We start from the raw sequence: 15,430 nt of genomic DNA on the forward strand, positions 1-15,430 counted from the left end.
GGGACTCTCGTGCTCTACAAATCAGGTCAGGGTTGCGCCGGCCAGCTTGATGCCGAAACCGACGAACATGGCGCCCACGCCGGAGGTGGCTCCGGCAGACAGGCGTTGGCGCTGGCGGAACCACTCGGCCAGACGCACACCGCAAAAAATCAGGAAACTCAGGTACAGGAAGCTGATCGCTTCGAGGATGGTTCCCAGCACCAGGAACGACAGACCGGGGTAGGCATAGGCCGGGTCGACGAACTGGATGAAGAAGGAGATGAAAAACAGGATCGCCTTCGGGTTGGACAGGCTGAGGAACAGCGCACGACCGAACGGGTTGTTCACCGGCTCATGGCGCTCCAGCGCCTGCGACGGCACTTCCGGCGCATGCAGCTTGCGCCAGGCGCCGCGCAGCATGCCGATGCCGAGATAGAACAGATAGGCCGCGCCCAGGTACTTGAGCACCACGAACAGCATCGGCACGGTCTTCAGCAGCGAGGCGATACCCAGCGCCGAGAGCAGCATCAGGATCGCGTCACCGAGGAACACCGCGCTGGCCGCCCTGTAGCCGCGCGCCACGCCATGCTGCGCCGAGGTGGCGAGCACGAACAGCGAGTTCGGCCCCGGCAGCAGGACGACGAACAACGCACCCAGCACGTAGGTCCAGAGGTCGGTGATTCCCAGGCTTGGCAGCATCTCGTCTACCTCAGCGGCGCTCGGCCATGGCCGCGATGAAACGGTCGAACAGCGGCGCCACGTCATGCGGGCCGGGGCTCGCTTCCGGGTGACCCTGGAAGCTGAAGGCGACCTTGTCGGTACGCTCGATGCCCTGCAGGGTGCCGTCGAACAGCGACTTGTGGGTCGCCCGCACGTTGGCCGGCAGGCTCGCCTCGTCCACCGCGAAACCGTGGTTCTGGCTGGTGATCATCACCACGCCGGTCTTCAGATCCTGCACCGGATGGTTGGCGCCGTGGTGGCCGTTGGGCATCTTCACGGTCTTCGCGCCGGAGGCCAGCGCCAGCAGTTGGTGACCCAGGCAGATGCCGAACACCGGGATTTCGGTCTGCAGGACTTCCTGGATGGCCGAGATCGCGTAATCACACGGCTCGGGATCGCCCGGGCCGTTGGCCAGGAACACGCCGTCCGGGTCCAGCGCCAGGGCTTCGCTGGCGGGCGTTTGCGCCGGCAGCACGGTGATCCGGCAGCCACGCGCCACCAGCATGCGCAGGATGTTGGTCTTCACCCCGAAATCATAGGCGACCACGTGGTAAGGCAACTCGCTGGCGGGAATCTCGGCGTGGTCGTCAGTGCCCAGGCTCCACACGCTGGAACGCCATTCGTAACGCTGCTTGGCCGACACTTCCTTCGCCAGGTCCATGCCCTTGAGGCCGGGGAAGCTGCGTGCCAGCTCGAGGGCGCGCTCTTCGGTGGCGTCTTCGCCGGCGAGGATGCAGCCGTTCTGCGCGCCTTTCTCACGCAGGATGCGGGTCAGGCGACGGGTATCGATACCGGCGATCGCCACGGTGCCGTTGGCTTCGAGGTAGTGCGGTAGCGACTGCTTGTTGCGCCAGTTGCTGGCCAGCAGCGGCAGGTCGCGAATCACCAGACCAGCGGCCCAGACCTGACCCGATTCGGCGTCCTGCGGCGTGGTGCCGGTGTTGCCGATGTGCGGATAGGTCAGGGTGACGATCTGCTGGGCGTAGGATGGATCGGTGAGGATTTCCTGATAGCCGGTCATGGCGGTGTTGAACACCACTTCGCCGACGGTTTGCCCGTTGGCGCCAATGGATTCGCCGCGAAAAATGCTGCCGTCGGCGAGGGCCAGAATGGCAGGTTTAGGGGCAGGCATAGTCAGAAGACCTCCGGTAGATCAGGGCTGGAGCAAAACGCAGGTTGTAAAAAAGCGGGATGACGTGTGAAGGTCATCCCGCTTTTTTGTTAATAGCCATCTGCGTAACTTTTAGTGGGCACACTAAAGCGGGCAGCTTACAGAAAAAGCCTTTCCCGGTCCAGCCGAAACCCGGGAAGAGCTCCAGGCCAGGGCGAAAAACGCGGCGCCTGGCGGGCCTGGGCGTAGACGCCGCTCAGGCCAGGCCGAGCACATCCTGCATGTCATAAAGCCCCGCTTCACGTCCTTCGAGCCACAGCGCCGCACGCACCGCGCCCTTGGCGAAGGTCATCCGACTGGACGCCTTGTGGGTGATCTCGACGCGCTCACCGTCCGCCGCGAACAGCACGGTGTGGTCGCCGACGATGTCGCCCGCGCGCACCGTGGCGAAGCCGATGGTCTGCCGATCGCGTGCGCCGGTCTGCCCTTCGCGGCCGTACACCGCCACTTCGCGCAGATCGCGACCGAGCGCCTCTGCGACCACTTCACCCATGCGCAAGGCGGTGCCCGAAGGCGCATCGACCTTGTGCCGGTGGTGCGCCTCGACGATCTCGATGTCCACCTCGTCGCCCAGCACCCGCGCGGCGGTGTCGAGCAGCTTCAGGCAGAGGTTCACGCCGACGCTGAAGTTGGCGGCGAACACCAGCGGTACGTCCTTCGCCGCCGCGACCAGTTGCTCTTTCTCTTCCTGGCTCAGCCCGGTGGTGCCAATGACCATGGCCTTGCTGGCACGCCGGCAGACTTCCAGATTCTTCAGCGTCACCGACGGGTGAGTGAAGTCGATCAGCACGTCGAACTCGTCGACGACCCGGCTCAGGTCGCCGGACAGCGGCACGCCAATGCGGCCGATGCCGGCCAGCTCACCGGCGTCGGCGCCGACCAGGGTGCTGTCGGGGCGATCCACAGCCGCGGTCAGCCCGGCGGCGCCCGCGGTCTGCTGCACGGCCTCGATGAGGATCTTGCCCATGCGCCCGGCGGCGCCCATTACTGCAATACGTCGCATACATCAGCTCCAGCTGAGCGCGTCGGCCCGCGGCATTTACACCATGACCCGACGCGAGGATTTACAGGTCGCCGAAGAAACGCTTCATGCCTTCGAACCAGCCACTGGCCTTGGGCGAGTGCGAGCTGTCGCTCTGCAGGCTGCCGCGGAACTCTTCGAGCAGTTCGCGCTGGCGCTTGCTCAGGTTCACCGGGGTTTCCACCTGCACCTTGCACATCAGGTCGCCGGCACCGCCTCCGCGAACCGGCGCCACGCCCTTGCCGCGCAGGCGGAACAGCTTGCCGGTCTGGGTGCTTTCCGGAATTTTCAGCTTCACGCGACCGTCCAGGGTCGGCACTTCCAGCTCGCCACCGAGTGCGGCGTCGGCGAAACTGATCGGCACCTCGCAATAGAGGTGCTTGCCGTCACGCTGGAAGATCGGGTGCTCGCGCACGTTGACCACCACGTAGAGATCGCCCGCAGGACCGCCCATCGCGCCGGCCTCGCCTTCGCCGGACAGGCGAATGCGGTCGCCGGTATCGACGCCCGGCGGCACCTTGACCGACAGCGTCTTGTGCTCCTCTACGCGCCCCTGCCCATGGCAGGCCTCGCACGGATCGGGAATGATCTTGCCGGCGCCATGGCAGCGCGGGCAGGTCTGCTGCACGGAAAAGAAGCCCTGCTGCATGCGCACCTGGCCGATGCCGCCGCAGGTCGGGCAACCGACTGGCGTCGAGCCCTTCTTCGCGCCGCTGCCTTCGCAGACCTTGCAGTTGACCAGCGTCGGCACGCGGATGGTCACCGTGGTGCCGCGCACCGCTTCTTCCAGGTCCAGCTCGAGGGTGTAGCGCAGGTCATTGCCCCGCGCCGGGCCACCGCGCGAACCGCCGCGGGCACCGCCGAAGAAGTCGCTGAACACGTCGCCAAAAATGTCGGAGAAGCTGGCGTTGTTGCCGAAGCCGCCACCACCGCCCATCTGCGGATCGACTCCGGCATGGCCGTACTGGTCATAGGCCGCGCGCTTGCTGGCATCGGAAAGCACTTCGTAGGCCTCGCTGGCCTCCTTGAACTTCTCTTCCGCCGCCTTATCGTCCGGGTTGCGGTCGGGGTGGTGCTTCATTGCCAGACGCCGATAGGCCTTCTTCAACTCGGCTTCGCCGACACCGCGCTCGACACCCAGAATCTCGTAATAATCTCGTTTAGCCATAACCCTCAAATTCCTCCAGCAGCCTGTTCATTGGCGCAACAGACTTGTCGCTCCACCAGATACGCCAACGCGGGAGCAAGCTCCCGCGCGGCGTGTCTGGACGCGCGAGGCTAGAACCCCGCGCCGTGGAGCCGAAGCAAGCGATGCTTACTTGTTGTCCTTGACCTCTTCGAACTCGGCGTCGACCACGTCGTCGCCGCTCTTCGCCTCGGCCCCGTCCTGGGCAGGCTCACCGGCCTGCGGCTGCTCGGCATACATTTTCTGCGCCAGCGGAGCGGAAGCCTGGGACAGTGCGGTCATCTTCGCTTCGATTTCCGCCTTGTCGTCGCCTTTCACCGCCACTTCGAGGTCGCCGATGGCTTTCTCGATGCTGGCTTTCTCGTCGGCGCTGACCTTGTCGCCCGCCTCGACGATCATCTTGCGAGTGGCATGCGCCAGTTGGTCGCCCTGGTTGCGTGCACCGGCCAGCTCTTCGAACTTGCGGTCTTCCTCGGCATTCGCCTCGGCGTCGCGGACCATCTTCTCGATCTCGTCATCGGACAGGCCGGAGTTGGCCTTGATCACGATCGACTGGGTCTTGCCGGTGGCCTTGTCCTTGGCGCCGACATGCAGGATGCCGTTGGCGTCGATGTCGAAGGTCACTTCGATCTGCGGCACGCCACGCGGAGCCGGCGGAATCTCGGCCAGGTCGAACTTACCGAGCGACTTGTTCTGCGCGGCCTGCTTGCGCTCGCCCTGCAGCACGTGAATGGTCACGGCGCTCTGGTTGTCGTCGGCAGTCGAGAACACCTGCGACTTCTTGGTCGGGATGGTGGTGTTCTTCTCGATCAGCGCCGTCATCACGCCACCCATGGTTTCGATACCCAGGGTCAGCGGCGAAACGTCGAGCAGCAGCACGTCCTTGACGTCGCCGGCCAGCACGGCGCCCTGAATGGCGGCACCCATGGCCACGGCTTCGTCCGGGTTGACGTCCTTGCGCGCTTCCTTGCCGAAGAAATCGGCCACACGCTTCTGCACCAGCGGCATGCGGGTCTGGCCACCGACCAGGATCACGTCGTCGATGCTGCCCACGTCGATGCCGGCGTCCTTCAACGCGATGCGGCACGGCTCGATGGTGCGCTCGACCAGGTCCTCGACCAGCGACTCCAGCTTGGCACGGGAGATCTTCACATTCAGGTGCTTCGGACCGGTCGAGTCGGCGGTGATATACGGCAGGTTGACGTCGGTCTGCGAGCTCGACGACAACTCGATCTTGGCCTTCTCGGCTGCCTCTTTCAGGCGCTGCATGGCCAGCGGATCACCCTTCAGGTTCATCCCGGTTTCTTTCTTGAACTCGTCGACGAGGTAGTCGATCAGGCGGATGTCGAAATCCTCGCCACCGAGGAAGGTGTCGCCATTGGTGGCCAGCACTTCGAACTGGTGCTCGCCGTCGACTTCGGCGATCTCGATCACCGACACGTCGAAGGTACCGCCGCCCAGGTCATAGACGATCACGGTGTGGTCGCCCTTGGCCTTGTCCATGCCATAGGCCAGCGCCGCCGCGGTCGGCTCGTTGATGATGCGCTTGACGTCGAGGCCGGCGATGCGGCCGGCGTCCTTGGTGGCCTGGCGCTGGCTGTCGTTGAAGTAGGCCGGAACGGTTATCACCGCTTCGGTGACCGGCTCGCCGAGGTAGTCTTCGGCGGTCTTCTTCATCTTTTTCAGCACTTCCGCGGAAATCTGCGGCGGCGCCATCTTCTGGCCCTTCACTTCGACCCAGGCGTCGCCGTTGTCGGCCTTGGCGACCTTGTACGGGACCATCTGGATGTCTTTCTGCACGACGTCTTCTTCGAAGCGACGGCCGATCAGGCGCTTCACCGCGTACAGGGTGTTTTGCGGGTTGGTCACCGCCTGGCGCTTGGCCGACTGACCGACCAGCGTCTCGCCGTCGTTGGTGTAGGCGATGATCGACGGCGTGGTGCGCGCGCCCTCGGCGTTCTCGATGACCTTGACGTTGCCGTTTTCCAGAATTGCGACGCAGGAGTTGGTGGTCCCCAGGTCGATACCGATGATTTTGCCCATGTCTTCTCTCTCCGAAACTTGGTTTTAGCGCGCCCCGCAGCGGGTCGCGGTAGCTCTATTCGCTTGACTAAACAGATGGGGGGCCAACCGGCCGATTTCAAGCCTTCTCGTTGATCGAAGGCGGCGCTTCGCTTGGCGCCTTGCTGACCACCACCATCGCCGGGCGCAGCAGGCGCCCATTGAGCAGGTAACCCTTCTGGAACACCTTGAGCACGCTGCCCGGCTCGGCATGGGCGCTTTCTTCCATGGCCATCGCCTGGTGGTGTTCGGGGTTGAACGGCGCGCCGTGCGGATCGACCGCCTCCAGTTGATAACGCTTGAGGGTGTCGTGGAACAGCTTGAGGGTCAGCTCCATGCCTTCACGCACGGCCTTGATCGACTCGTCGTCGGGGCTGGACAGTTCCAGGCCGCGTTCGAGGCTATCGACGACCGGCAGCAGGTCGCTGGCGAATTTCTCCAGCGCGAACTTGTGCGCCTTCTCCACGTCCTGCTCGGCGCGGCGGCGCACGTTCTGCAGATCGGCAGCGACGCGCAGGGACTGGTCCTGCGCCGCCGCCAGCTGTTCTTCGAGCGCCTGCACGCGGGCGCCCAGGTCCTCCGAAGACTCTACCGGCGCGTCCGCGCCCGTGTCCGGGGATTGGGGGTCCAGGTTATTTTCGTCAGCCATGCATTCCTCCTCTTGATCGGTCGCCGGTCGTGCCGGGCGCTTCTGTCCGCCTATATGGGGCCGCATTCGCCCGCTTCAAGGGCGCCGACCCGGCATCCCGGCCGACAACCCGCCCAACCGACGGAACGGATTGTCAGGCGCCACACAACCACTGTATAAATACCCAGCCATCACGTCGGGAGTATTCATCATGCTGGTGCACCTGTCCGTTCATAACTACGCCATCGTCGAACACCTCGATCTCGAGCTGGACCGCGGCATGAGCGTGATTACCGGCGAAACCGGCGCCGGCAAGTCGATCATGCTCGACGCCCTCGGCCTGACCCTCGGCGACCGTGCCGACAGCGGCGCCGTCAGGCCGGGCGCCGACAAGGCGGACATCCTCGCCAGCTTCGACCTCGGCGACATCCCCGAGGCGCGCGCCTGGCTCGCCGAGCGCGACCTGGACAACGATGGCCCGTGCATCCTGCGCCGGGTGATCACCGCCGAAGGCCGTTCGCGCGCTTACATCAACGGTGCGCCCTGTCCGCAGGCCGACCTGAAAAGCCTCGGCGAGCTGCTGATCGACATCCACAGCCAGCACGAGCATCAGTCGCTGCTGAAGGCCGACACCCACCGCCGCCTGCTCGACGAATTCGTCGGCGCCAGCGAGCTGGCGCGCCAGGTTCAGCTCGCAGCCCAGCGCTGGCGCCAGACCCGCCAGGAGCTCGAGCGCATCTCCAGCAGTGGCGACGAACAGCGCGCCCGCCACCAGTTGCTCAGCTATCAGATGGAAGAGCTGGAAAACCTTGCCCTCGGCGAACACGAGCTGGAAGAGCTGGAACAGGAACATAAAAGCCTGACCAACGCCGAAAGCCTCCTCGGCGCCTGCCGCCACGTCATCGAGCTCTGCGCCGAGAGCGACTCCGGCAACGTGCTCTCCGCCCTCACCGCCAGCCTGCAGCGCCTGGGCAACCGCTCCAGCCAGCCCGGCGCGCTCAACGAGGCCGCCGAACTGCTGTCCAGTGCGCAGATTCAGGTCGAGGAAGCCGTCGGCGAACTGAATCGCTTCCTCGATCATTTCGACGCCGACCCGGCACGCCTGCAGACGCTCGAGGAACGCCTCGACGCGATCTACACCCTGGCCCGCAAGCATCGGGTGCAGCCGGCGGAACTCGCGGCGCTGCAGCAACGCCTGCTCGACGAACTGGAAACCCTCAATGCCGATGACGAAGCCCTGGAGCGGCTGGCTCAGGAGCTGGCCTCCTACGCCCGTCACTACCAGGAGAAAGCCACCGAACTCAGCGGCCTGCGCAACGAAGGCGCGCCACGCCTGGCCAGCGCGGTCGAAGTCGAGATGCAGCGCCTGGGCATGCCCGGCGGACGCTTCGCCATCGAACTGCGCGAGATCGCTGCGACGGAACCGCACCCGACCGGACTGGAGCAGGTCGAGTTCCTGGTCAGCGCGAACCCCGGCCAGCCGCTCAAGGGCCTGGCCAAGGTGGCATCCGGCGGCGAACTGTCACGAATCAGCCTGGCGGTGCAGGTGATCACCGCACAGACCTCGAGGGTCCCCACGCTGGTGTTCGACGAAGTGGACGTGGGTATCGGCGGACCGACCGCGGAAGTGGTCGGTCAGTTGCTGCGCCGCCTCGGCGAGCGCGGCCAGGTACTCACCGTGACCCACCTGCCACAGGTGGCCGCACAGGGTCATCAGCATCTCTTCGTGCACAAGGCGCGCGGCAGCGACGAAACCCGCACCGCGGTGGCCAAACTGGATGCGCCAGGCCGCGTGGAAGAGATCGCGCGGATGCTCGGCGGCGTCGACCTTACGGAGGAATCCCTGGCCCACGCGCGCAAGATGGTCGAAACGGCGAACGGCTGAGCATCAGGAACGATGACGCAGACACGAAAAAGGCGACCCTCGGGTCGCCTTTTTCACAACGGATCGATCACTTCTTGTTGGTGCGCACGTAGAGCACCAGGTTGTGATCGACCAGCTCGAAACCGTGTTCGAGCACGATTTCCTTCTGCCGCCGCTCGATCTCGGCATCCATGAATTCGATGACCTCCCCGGTATCCACGCAGACCATGTGATCGTGGTGGCCGCTGTCCGCCAGCTCGAACACGGCGTGGCCGCCGTCGAAGTTGTGCCGAGTGACCAGACCGGCCGCCTCGAACTGGGTGAGCACGCGATAGACGGTGGCCAGGCCGACGTCCTCGCCCGCCTCCATCAGTGCCTTGTAGACGTCTTCAGCGCTCATGTGACGCTGATCGGTCGAGTCCAGCATCTGCAGAATCTTGACCCGCGGAAGGGTTACCTTCAGGCCAACTTTGCGAAGTTCGTTATTTTCAACCATGGTCAGCTTTCTCGTGGCTGCTGCTTCGCAGCACCTTCCAATGCAAGTATGATCGGGGTTTTCGTGGCCCAGCCAAGATAGTGGAAGTAACCCACCGATGCAAAACACCAAGCTCCTGATTACCAGCTTTAGCCTAGTGGGGCTGTTGGCTCTCGCCGGCTGCTCGTTCCCCGGCGTTTACAAGATCGACATCCAGCAGGGCAATGTCGTAACTCAGGACATGATAGACCAGTTGAAGCCTGGAATGACCCGTCGCCAGGTGCGGTTTATCATGGGCAACCCGCTGCTCACCGACACCTTCCACACCAATCGCTGGGATTATCTGTACAGCATCCAGCCCGGCGGCCGTCAGCGCCTGCAGGAGCGCGTCAGCCTGACCTTCGACCAGAACGACCTGCTGGTCGGCCTGAACGGCGACTTCATGCCGGGCGTCAGCCGCGACGAAGCGATCCTCGGCACCGATGGCAGTACCCAGCCGCAGGCCCCGAGCCAGCAACCGCAGAAGAGCGAAGAGAAGCCGGCGCCCGGTTCGCTGCTCGAGCAGATCCAGCGCGATGTCGACGACGTCAAGTCTGTGCCCGTACCGACGCCCACGCCGCTGGAAACCTCGCCGCAGTAAATCAGGCGTGCAGAAAAAAGCCCGGCTCGCCGGGCTTATTCATGCCTGGGATTCGCCCCGTTCGCGTAAACGGGCTTTTTCCGCACGCTGCTTGCGCACTTCCTTGGGGTCGGCGACCAGAGCCCGGTAGATTTCGACCCGGTCGCCCTCTTCCAGCACGCGTCGCTGCGGATCGGCCAGCACCTTGCCGAAGATCCCCAGCGGGCTGCCATGCAGGTCCAGCCGGGGAAATTCCGCGTCCATGCCACTGGCGACGACCACCGATCTAGCGTCGCTTCCCGGCGGCACCTCGCGCGTCAGCAACACCTGCCGGCCCGCCTCCGCGTAGACCACTTCGACGCGAATCATAGGGTCAGCCGTAGAGCTGCTTGGCGCGCTGGCAGAACGCATCGACAAGCGTATTCGCCGCCTGGTTGAACAGCGGGCCGAGCGTCGCCTTGACCAGCGGACCGGCGTAATCGAAGGTCAGGTCGAGGCTGATCTTGCAGGCCTTGTCGGTCAGCGCCTTGAACTGCCAGACCCCGTGCAGTTGGCTGAACGGTCCCTCTTCCAGGTCCATCACGATGCTCTGCCCAGGCGTCAGCGTGTTGCGCGTGATGAACTGCTGGCTGAGCCCGGCCTTGGCCACGCTGAGGCTGGCGCGCATGGAGGCGGCGTCGGCATCCAGCACGGTGCTGGCGGAGCACCAGGGCAGGAACTCCGGGTAGCGCGCCACGTCGTTGACCAGGTCGTAAAGCGCCTGGGCCGGGTACGGCAGCAAGGCCGAACGTTGAATATGGGTACTCATTTTCTACCTGTTCAGTTCCACAACTGGGCGGTGAAGACGACCAGAATGCCGAATGGTGCCACATATCGCATGAGGAGGAACGCCAGCGCGAACAGCCGCGGGCTGCGCATCGCCAACTCGTCGCGCACCGCATCGCGCCCCATGATCCAGCCGGCGAAGACCACGAAACACAGCCCACCGAGCGGCAACATGATCCGCGAGGTGAAGAAGTCGATCACGCCGAAGAAGTCCAGCCCGCTCGCCGCGCCCCATTGATAAAGCGAGAAGCCGCCGTTTTCGCGGACGAAGAATTTCGCCTGCTTCCCTATATTGAAGGAGAACACCGTGCCGAGGCCGACGAACCAGCAGACGAACGCCAGCACGCTGGTGATCCACAGCCGCGAACGACGGCTGCGCTCCACCAGGTAGGCGACCATCGGTTCGAGCATGGAGATCGCCGAGGTCCAGGCGGCGATCAGCACCAGAATGAAGAACACCACGCCCATCACCTGGCCGAAGCCGACGTTGCCGAATGCCAGCGGCAGGGTGACGAACATCAGCCCCGGCCCTTCGCCCGGGTTCAGTCCGGCGGAAAACACGATGGGGAACAGGGCCACGCCGGCCAGCAGCGAGACGAAGGTATCCATCAACGCCACGGCGATGACGGTGGCGCCGATGGAGGTGTGCTTCGGCATGTAGGCGCCGTAGATCATGATCGAGCCGACCCCGACGCTCAGCGAGAAGAACGCATGCCCCATGGCGGGCAGCGTTCCCTCGAGCAGCCGCGAGGTATCGAAATTGAACATGAAATGCAGGCCCTGCATGAAATGCCCGGTGGTCATGCTGTAGCCGAGCAGGATCAGCAGCAGGACGAACAGCAGCGGCATCATGATTCGCAGGCTTTTCTCGAGCCCGGCGACCACGCCCTTGGCGATCACCCAGGCCGACAACGCCATGAACACCGTGTGCCAGAGGATCATCCGCCAGGGATCGTCCACCAGCGCGCCGAACAGCGCCGCGCCACGCTCGGCGGTGGCGCCCTGGAAGTCGCCGCGGCCGACGCCGAGGATGTAATCCAGCGACCAGCCGCCGACCACGCTGTAGAACGACAGGATCAGCAGCGCGGTGATCATTCCGGCGAAGGCCGCCCAGGACCAGACGGGCGTATGCCCAGCGGCGACCGCCAGCTCGCGCAGCGCATTCGCCGGACTCTGCCGCGCGCGCCGGCCAATCAGGGTTTCGGCGAGCATCACCGGCAGACCGATCAGCGCGATGCAGGCGAGGAATACCAGCACGAAGGCGCCGCCGCCGTAGACGCCGGTCATGTAGGGGAATTTCCAGATGCTGCCCAGACCAACCGCGGAACCGGTAGCCGCGAGGATGAACACCCAGCGACTGGTCCAGCCGCCGTGCACTGAAACCTTGTCCATCGATTGCTGCCCACCCGGTCAAAAAAGAGCGCGCATTGTCCGGGTTTCATCCAACCCCCTCAAGCGCGCGTCTGCGGCATAGCCGCGCCGTTGTCGACTCCCTATAATGCCGCCCCTATGGCCAAGCAAAAGAAAACATCTCCGGGTTCCATCGCGCAGAACAAGAAGGCGCTGCACGACTTTTTCATCGAGCAACGCTTCGAGGCGGGCCTCGCCCTCGCGGGCTGGGAAGTAAAAAGCCTGCGCGCCGGCAAGGCGCAGCTAGTCGACAGCTACGTGCTGCTCAAGGACGGCGAGGCGTGGCTGATGGGTTGCCACATTACGCCGCTCACCACCGCCAGCACCCACGTCATCGCCGACCCCACCCGCACGCGCAAGCTGCTCCTGCACAAGCGCGAACTGGGCAAGCTGTTCGGCGCCGTGCAGCAGAAGGGCTACGCCTGCGTGGCGCTGTCGCTGCACTGGAAGAAGCACCTGATCAAGTGCGACATCGCCCTGGCGAAGGGCAAGAAGGAGTTCGACAAGCGCCACACCGAGAAGGAGCGCGACGCCGATCGCGAGGTGCAGCGCGCAATGCGTACCAAGGGCAAGGACGAGTAATCGCCGCCCGCCTTCGGACGGCTCCGCGTGTTTCCAGCCCGCGCCGCTCGAACCTCATCTAACCGCTACAAGCCCTGACGACGCTGCGCCCGCGCCACGCGCTGGGCTTCCTGCTGGGCTTCGGCGAGCACTTCCTGAACGTAGTGGATGTGCCGGTTGGAGATATCCCGGGCGTCTTCGGCCCGTCGCTCGATGATCGCGTCGAACAGCTCGCGGTGCTGCTTCATCAGCATGTCGCGGGTCTCGCTGCGGCGTTCGTACATTCCGCCGATGTTGGTCACCACGTTGCGCTTGAGCAGGTCGAACAGCGCGCGGATGGTGTGCAGCAGCATGCCGTTGTGGCTGGCCTCGGCGATCGCCAAGTGGAAGGAGGCGTCGGCCGCGCCCTCCTCGACGCTCACCTGCGGATTGCGCAGGTAGCACTGCTGCAGCGTTTCGAATGCCGCGCACAGGCGCTGGTGATCCAGCTCCGTGGCGCGAATGGCCGCGTAGTACGCGCAGGAGCCTTCCAGCGTATGGCGGAACTCCAGCAGGTCGCGCTGCGCCTCCGGACTGTTTTCCAGCAGATGCATCAGCGGATCACTGAAGGTCGAGCCAATCGATTCGGAAACGTAGGTGCCGCCGCCCTGCCGACTGAATAGCAGCCCCTTCACCGAGAGTTTCTGCAACGCCTCGCGAAGCGACGGTCGCGAAACGCCGAACTGCTCAGCCAGTGCCCGCTCGGCAGGCAGACGGGCACCCGCCTTGAGCGTTCCCTCAAGAATCATGGTTTCCAACTGCGCAACGATGTCATCCGACAGACGCCGCAGGCGCACCTGCCCAAGCTCCATTTATTCACCCTCGAAATGAGCAGACCGATCAGTCACCGCTAAGGCTAGGGTCCGGCAGCGCCGCAGCCACTAGACCAAAGTATGACCCCCGAAGATTGACGCTAAAGGGGTCAGCTTTTAACCTGACTCCACGCCATTGTAAATTGGTATTACCAATTTATCCAGGCGGCGTGAAAATTCCAACAAAAATCTGAGGTACTCATGCCCCGCATCCACGCCAACGCCGTAGCTCCCTCTCGCATCTTTTCTTCGCGCCCAGCGCATCACTGACCGGAGAACATCATGCAACCTGGAATGCTCGCCCTGTTCGCCTTTCTACCCATCCTTCTCGCGGCGATTCTGCTGATCGGCTTCCGCTGGCCTGCACGCACCGCGATGCCGCTGGTGTATCTGGTTACCGCAGCCATTGGTTTCTTCGTATGGAACATGAGCGCCGGCCGGATTCTCGCCTCGACCCTGCAAGGCCTGGTGATCACCCTCGGCCTGCTGTGGATCATCTTCGGTGCCATCCTGCTGCTGAATACCCTCAAGCACTCCGGCGGCATCACCGCCATTCGCCGGGGGTTCGCCACCATCAGCCCTGACCGGCGCATCCAGGCGATCATCATCGCTTGGCTGTTCGGCTGCTTCATCGAGGGCGCATCGGGCTTCGGCACCCCTGCGGCAATCGCGGCGCCGCTGCTCGTGGCCATCGGCTTCCCGGCCATGGCCGCGGTCCTTCTGGGCATGCTGGTGCAAAGCACGCCGGTCTCCTTCGGTGCGGTCGGCACGCCGATCATCGTCGGCGTCAACAGCGGCCTGGACACCGCCACCATCGGCGCCCAGCTGACCGCCCAAGGCTCCAGCTGGGCGGCTTACCTGCAGCAAATCACCAGCAGCGTCGCCATTACCCATGCCATCGTCGGCACAGTGATGCCGCTGGTCATGGTGATCATGCTGACGCGCTTCTTCGGCAAGGAAAAAAGCTGGAGGGCCGGCTTCGAGGTACTGCCGTTCGCGTTGTTCGCCGGGCTTGCCTTCACTCTGCCCTATGTTGCCACCGGTATTTTCCTCGGCCCTGAATTCCCGTCGCTGCTGGGCGGACTGATCGGCCTGGCAATCGTCACCACCGCTGCGCGGATGAAGTTCCTGGTGCCCAAGCAGACTTGGGACTTCGCCGATGCGAAAGACTGGCCGGCCGAATGGCTGGGCACCGTGGAGATGAAGCTCGACGACCTCACCGTGCGCCCGATGAGCGCCTTCCGCGCCTGGGTTCCTTACGTGCTGGTCGGCGCGCTGCTGGTCATCAGCCGCGTCTTCCCAGCGGTAGGTGCGACCTTGAAATCGGTCTCCATTGCTTTCAAGGACATCCTCGGTCAAACCGGCGTAAGCGCCAGCATCGAACCGCTGTTCCTGCCCGGTGGGATCCTGGTCGCCGTGGTGCTGATCACGTATGTCCTGCACCGCATGCGTGCCGCCGAGCTGGGCGCAGCGATCAAGGAGTCGTCCAGCGTGTTGCTCAGCGCCGGTTTCGTGCTGCTGTTCACCGTGCCGATGGTGCGCATCCTGATCAACTCCGGCGTGAATGCCAGCGACTTGCCAAGCATGCCGATTGCCATGGCGCGTTTCGTGGCCGACAGCGTAGGAAGCATCTACCCGCTTCTGGCACCGAGCATCGGCGCCCTGGGCGCCTTCATCGCCGGGTCGAACACGGTTAGCAACATGATGTTCAGCCAATTCCAGTTCGGGGTCGCGCACACCCTGGGCATTTCCGGAGCGATGATCGTGGCGATCCAGGCCGTAGGCGCCGCCGCCGGCAACATGGTCGCTATCCACAATGTGGTCGCGGCATCCGCCACCGTCGGCCTGCTGGGCCGCGAAGGCGCCACGCTGCGCAAGACCATCTGGCCGACCCTGTACTACGTGCTGTTCACCGGCATTATCGGTCTAGTAGCGATCTACCTGCTGGGCATCACCGATCCGCTGGTTGGCGTCTGACGTCCAGGCACCCCGTTCGCCCCCCCGCCCCCCGGGGGGCACCCCGTTTACCCTAAACCCCCCCAGACCACCAAAAAATCGG

At 64.3% G+C, this 15,430-nt stretch carries 15 protein-coding genes; 4 read left to right on the forward strand and 11 right to left on the reverse strand.

What is annotated here, in order from left to right:
• Positions 1–21: 21 nt before the first annotated feature.
• From leuE to grpE, 6 genes are all read right to left on the reverse strand, one after another.
• Positions 22–675, reverse strand: coding sequence for a leucine efflux protein LeuE (gene leuE / locus QMX85_RS07975; RefSeq protein WP_282339665.1), 654 nt, complete (start codon positions 673–675; stop codon positions 22–24).
• 13 nt (positions 676–688) lie between these two features.
• Positions 689–1,831, reverse strand: a complete 1,143-nt coding sequence (carA, locus tag QMX85_RS07980) for a glutamine-hydrolyzing carbamoyl-phosphate synthase small subunit (RefSeq protein ID WP_282339637.1) — start codon at positions 1,829–1,831, stop codon at positions 689–691.
• Between the two features lie 235 nt (positions 1,832–2,066).
• Positions 2,067–2,873: a 4-hydroxy-tetrahydrodipicolinate reductase gene (dapB, locus tag QMX85_RS07985; RefSeq protein WP_282339639.1), complete on the reverse strand. Its 807-nt coding sequence runs from the start codon at positions 2,871–2,873 to the stop codon at positions 2,067–2,069.
• A 61-nt stretch (positions 2,874–2,934) separates the two neighbouring features.
• On the reverse strand, positions 2,935–4,059 hold the full coding sequence (dnaJ, locus tag QMX85_RS07990) for a molecular chaperone DnaJ (RefSeq protein ID WP_090223637.1): 1,125 nt from the start codon (positions 4,057–4,059) through the stop codon (positions 2,935–2,937).
• A gap of 147 nt (positions 4,060–4,206) precedes the next feature.
• Positions 4,207–6,120 carry a molecular chaperone DnaK gene (dnaK, locus tag QMX85_RS07995; protein ID WP_282339643.1) on the reverse strand — a complete coding sequence of 638 codons (1,914 nt, stop codon included), beginning with the start codon at positions 6,118–6,120 and terminating at the stop codon, positions 4,207–4,209.
• A 97-nt stretch (positions 6,121–6,217) separates the two neighbouring features.
• Positions 6,218–6,853 (reverse strand): nucleotide exchange factor GrpE, encoded by a 636-nt coding sequence (grpE, locus tag QMX85_RS08000; protein ID WP_282339644.1) that lies wholly within the window; start codon positions 6,851–6,853, stop codon positions 6,218–6,220.
• 124 nt (positions 6,854–6,977) lie between these two features.
• Here grpE and recN point away from each other — a divergent pair, with 124 nt between their 5' ends.
• Positions 6,978–8,651 (forward strand): DNA repair protein RecN, encoded by a 1,674-nt coding sequence (gene recN, locus QMX85_RS08005; RefSeq protein ID WP_282339646.1) that lies wholly within the window; start codon positions 6,978–6,980, stop codon positions 8,649–8,651.
• Between the two features lie 67 nt (positions 8,652–8,718).
• Here the strand turns inward: recN and fur are convergent, their stop codons facing one another.
• Positions 8,719–9,126, reverse strand: a complete 408-nt coding sequence (gene fur, locus QMX85_RS08010; RefSeq protein WP_090223643.1) for a ferric iron uptake transcriptional regulator — start codon at positions 9,124–9,126, stop codon at positions 8,719–8,721.
• Between the two features lie 97 nt (positions 9,127–9,223).
• On the opposite strand from fur, the gene QMX85_RS08015 reads away from it, so the two are divergent.
• Complete coding sequence (locus tag QMX85_RS08015; protein WP_090223645.1) at positions 9,224–9,745, forward strand: outer membrane protein assembly factor BamE; 522 nt, start codon at positions 9,224–9,226, stop codon at positions 9,743–9,745.
• 39 nt (positions 9,746–9,784) lie between these two features.
• Here QMX85_RS08015 and QMX85_RS08020 read toward each other — a convergent pair whose 3' ends face one another.
• From QMX85_RS08020 to QMX85_RS08030, 3 genes are read right to left on the reverse strand one after another with little or no spacing between them, the layout of a single operon-like run.
• Complete coding sequence (locus tag QMX85_RS08020; RefSeq protein WP_282339652.1) at positions 9,785–10,093, reverse strand: RnfH family protein; 309 nt, start codon at positions 10,091–10,093, stop codon at positions 9,785–9,787.
• A gap of 4 nt (positions 10,094–10,097) precedes the next feature.
• Positions 10,098–10,532, reverse strand: coding sequence for a type II toxin-antitoxin system RatA family toxin (locus QMX85_RS08025; RefSeq protein WP_282339654.1), 435 nt, complete (start codon positions 10,530–10,532; stop codon positions 10,098–10,100).
• Between the two features lie 11 nt (positions 10,533–10,543).
• A complete protein-coding gene (locus QMX85_RS08030) occupies positions 10,544–11,941 on the reverse strand; it encodes a sodium-dependent transporter (RefSeq protein WP_282339655.1) in 1,398 nt (465 codons plus the stop codon).
• 117 nt (positions 11,942–12,058) lie between these two features.
• Here QMX85_RS08030 and smpB point away from each other — a divergent pair, with 117 nt between their 5' ends.
• Positions 12,059–12,541 (forward strand): SsrA-binding protein SmpB, encoded by a 483-nt coding sequence (gene smpB / locus QMX85_RS08035; RefSeq protein ID WP_090223652.1) that lies wholly within the window; start codon positions 12,059–12,061, stop codon positions 12,539–12,541.
• Between the two features lie 65 nt (positions 12,542–12,606).
• Here the strand turns inward: smpB and QMX85_RS08040 are convergent, their stop codons facing one another.
• The gene (locus tag QMX85_RS08040; RefSeq protein WP_282339658.1) at positions 12,607–13,371 is read right to left on the reverse strand and encodes a GntR family transcriptional regulator; all 765 of its coding nucleotides are present in this window, start codon (positions 13,369–13,371) and stop codon (positions 12,607–12,609) included.
• Positions 13,372–13,653: 282 nt separating this feature from the next.
• Between QMX85_RS08040 and QMX85_RS08045 the strand changes: the two genes are divergently transcribed.
• The gene (locus tag QMX85_RS08045; protein WP_282339660.1) at positions 13,654–15,348 is read left to right on the forward strand and encodes an L-lactate permease; all 1,695 of its coding nucleotides are present in this window, start codon (positions 13,654–13,656) and stop codon (positions 15,346–15,348) included.
• Positions 15,349–15,430 lie beyond the last annotated feature (82 nt).

Source organism: Pseudomonas sp. PS02288, from assembly GCF_029959715.1.
GTDB lineage: Bacteria > Pseudomonadota > Gammaproteobacteria > Pseudomonadales > Pseudomonadaceae > Pseudomonas_O > Pseudomonas_O kuykendallii.

Coding starts and splice junctions, on each gene's coding strand:
- carA (WP_282339637.1), bottom strand. CDS start 1,831: ATGCCTGCCCCTAAACCTGCCATTCTGGCCCTCGCCGACGGCAGCATT.
- dapB (WP_282339639.1), bottom strand. CDS start 2,873: ATGCGACGTATTGCAGTAATGGGCGCCGCCGGGCGCATGGGCAAGATC.
- dnaJ (WP_090223637.1), bottom strand. CDS start 4,059: ATGGCTAAACGAGATTATTACGAGATTCTGGGTGTCGAGCGCGGTGTC.
- dnaK (WP_282339643.1), bottom strand. CDS start 6,120: ATGGGCAAAATCATCGGTATCGACCTGGGGACCACCAACTCCTGCGTC.
- grpE (WP_282339644.1), bottom strand. CDS start 6,853: ATGCGGCCCCATATAGGCGGACAGAAGCGCCCGGCACGACCGGCGACC.
- recN (WP_282339646.1), top strand. CDS start 6,978: ATGCTGGTGCACCTGTCCGTTCATAACTACGCCATCGTCGAACACCTC.
- fur (WP_090223643.1), bottom strand. CDS start 9,126: ATGGTTGAAAATAACGAACTTCGCAAAGTTGGCCTGAAGGTAACCCTT.
- QMX85_RS08015 (WP_090223645.1), top strand. CDS start 9,224: ATGCAAAACACCAAGCTCCTGATTACCAGCTTTAGCCTAGTGGGGCTG.
- QMX85_RS08020 (WP_282339652.1), bottom strand. CDS start 10,093: ATGATTCGCGTCGAAGTGGTCTACGCGGAGGCGGGCCGGCAGGTGTTG.
- QMX85_RS08025 (WP_282339654.1), bottom strand. CDS start 10,532: ATGAGTACCCATATTCAACGTTCGGCCTTGCTGCCGTACCCGGCCCAG.
- QMX85_RS08030 (WP_282339655.1), bottom strand. CDS start 11,941: ATGGACAAGGTTTCAGTGCACGGCGGCTGGACCAGTCGCTGGGTGTTC.
- smpB (WP_090223652.1), top strand. CDS start 12,059: ATGGCCAAGCAAAAGAAAACATCTCCGGGTTCCATCGCGCAGAACAAG.
- QMX85_RS08040 (WP_282339658.1), bottom strand. CDS start 13,371: ATGGAGCTTGGGCAGGTGCGCCTGCGGCGTCTGTCGGATGACATCGTT.
- QMX85_RS08045 (WP_282339660.1), top strand. CDS start 13,654: ATGCAACCTGGAATGCTCGCCCTGTTCGCCTTTCTACCCATCCTTCTC.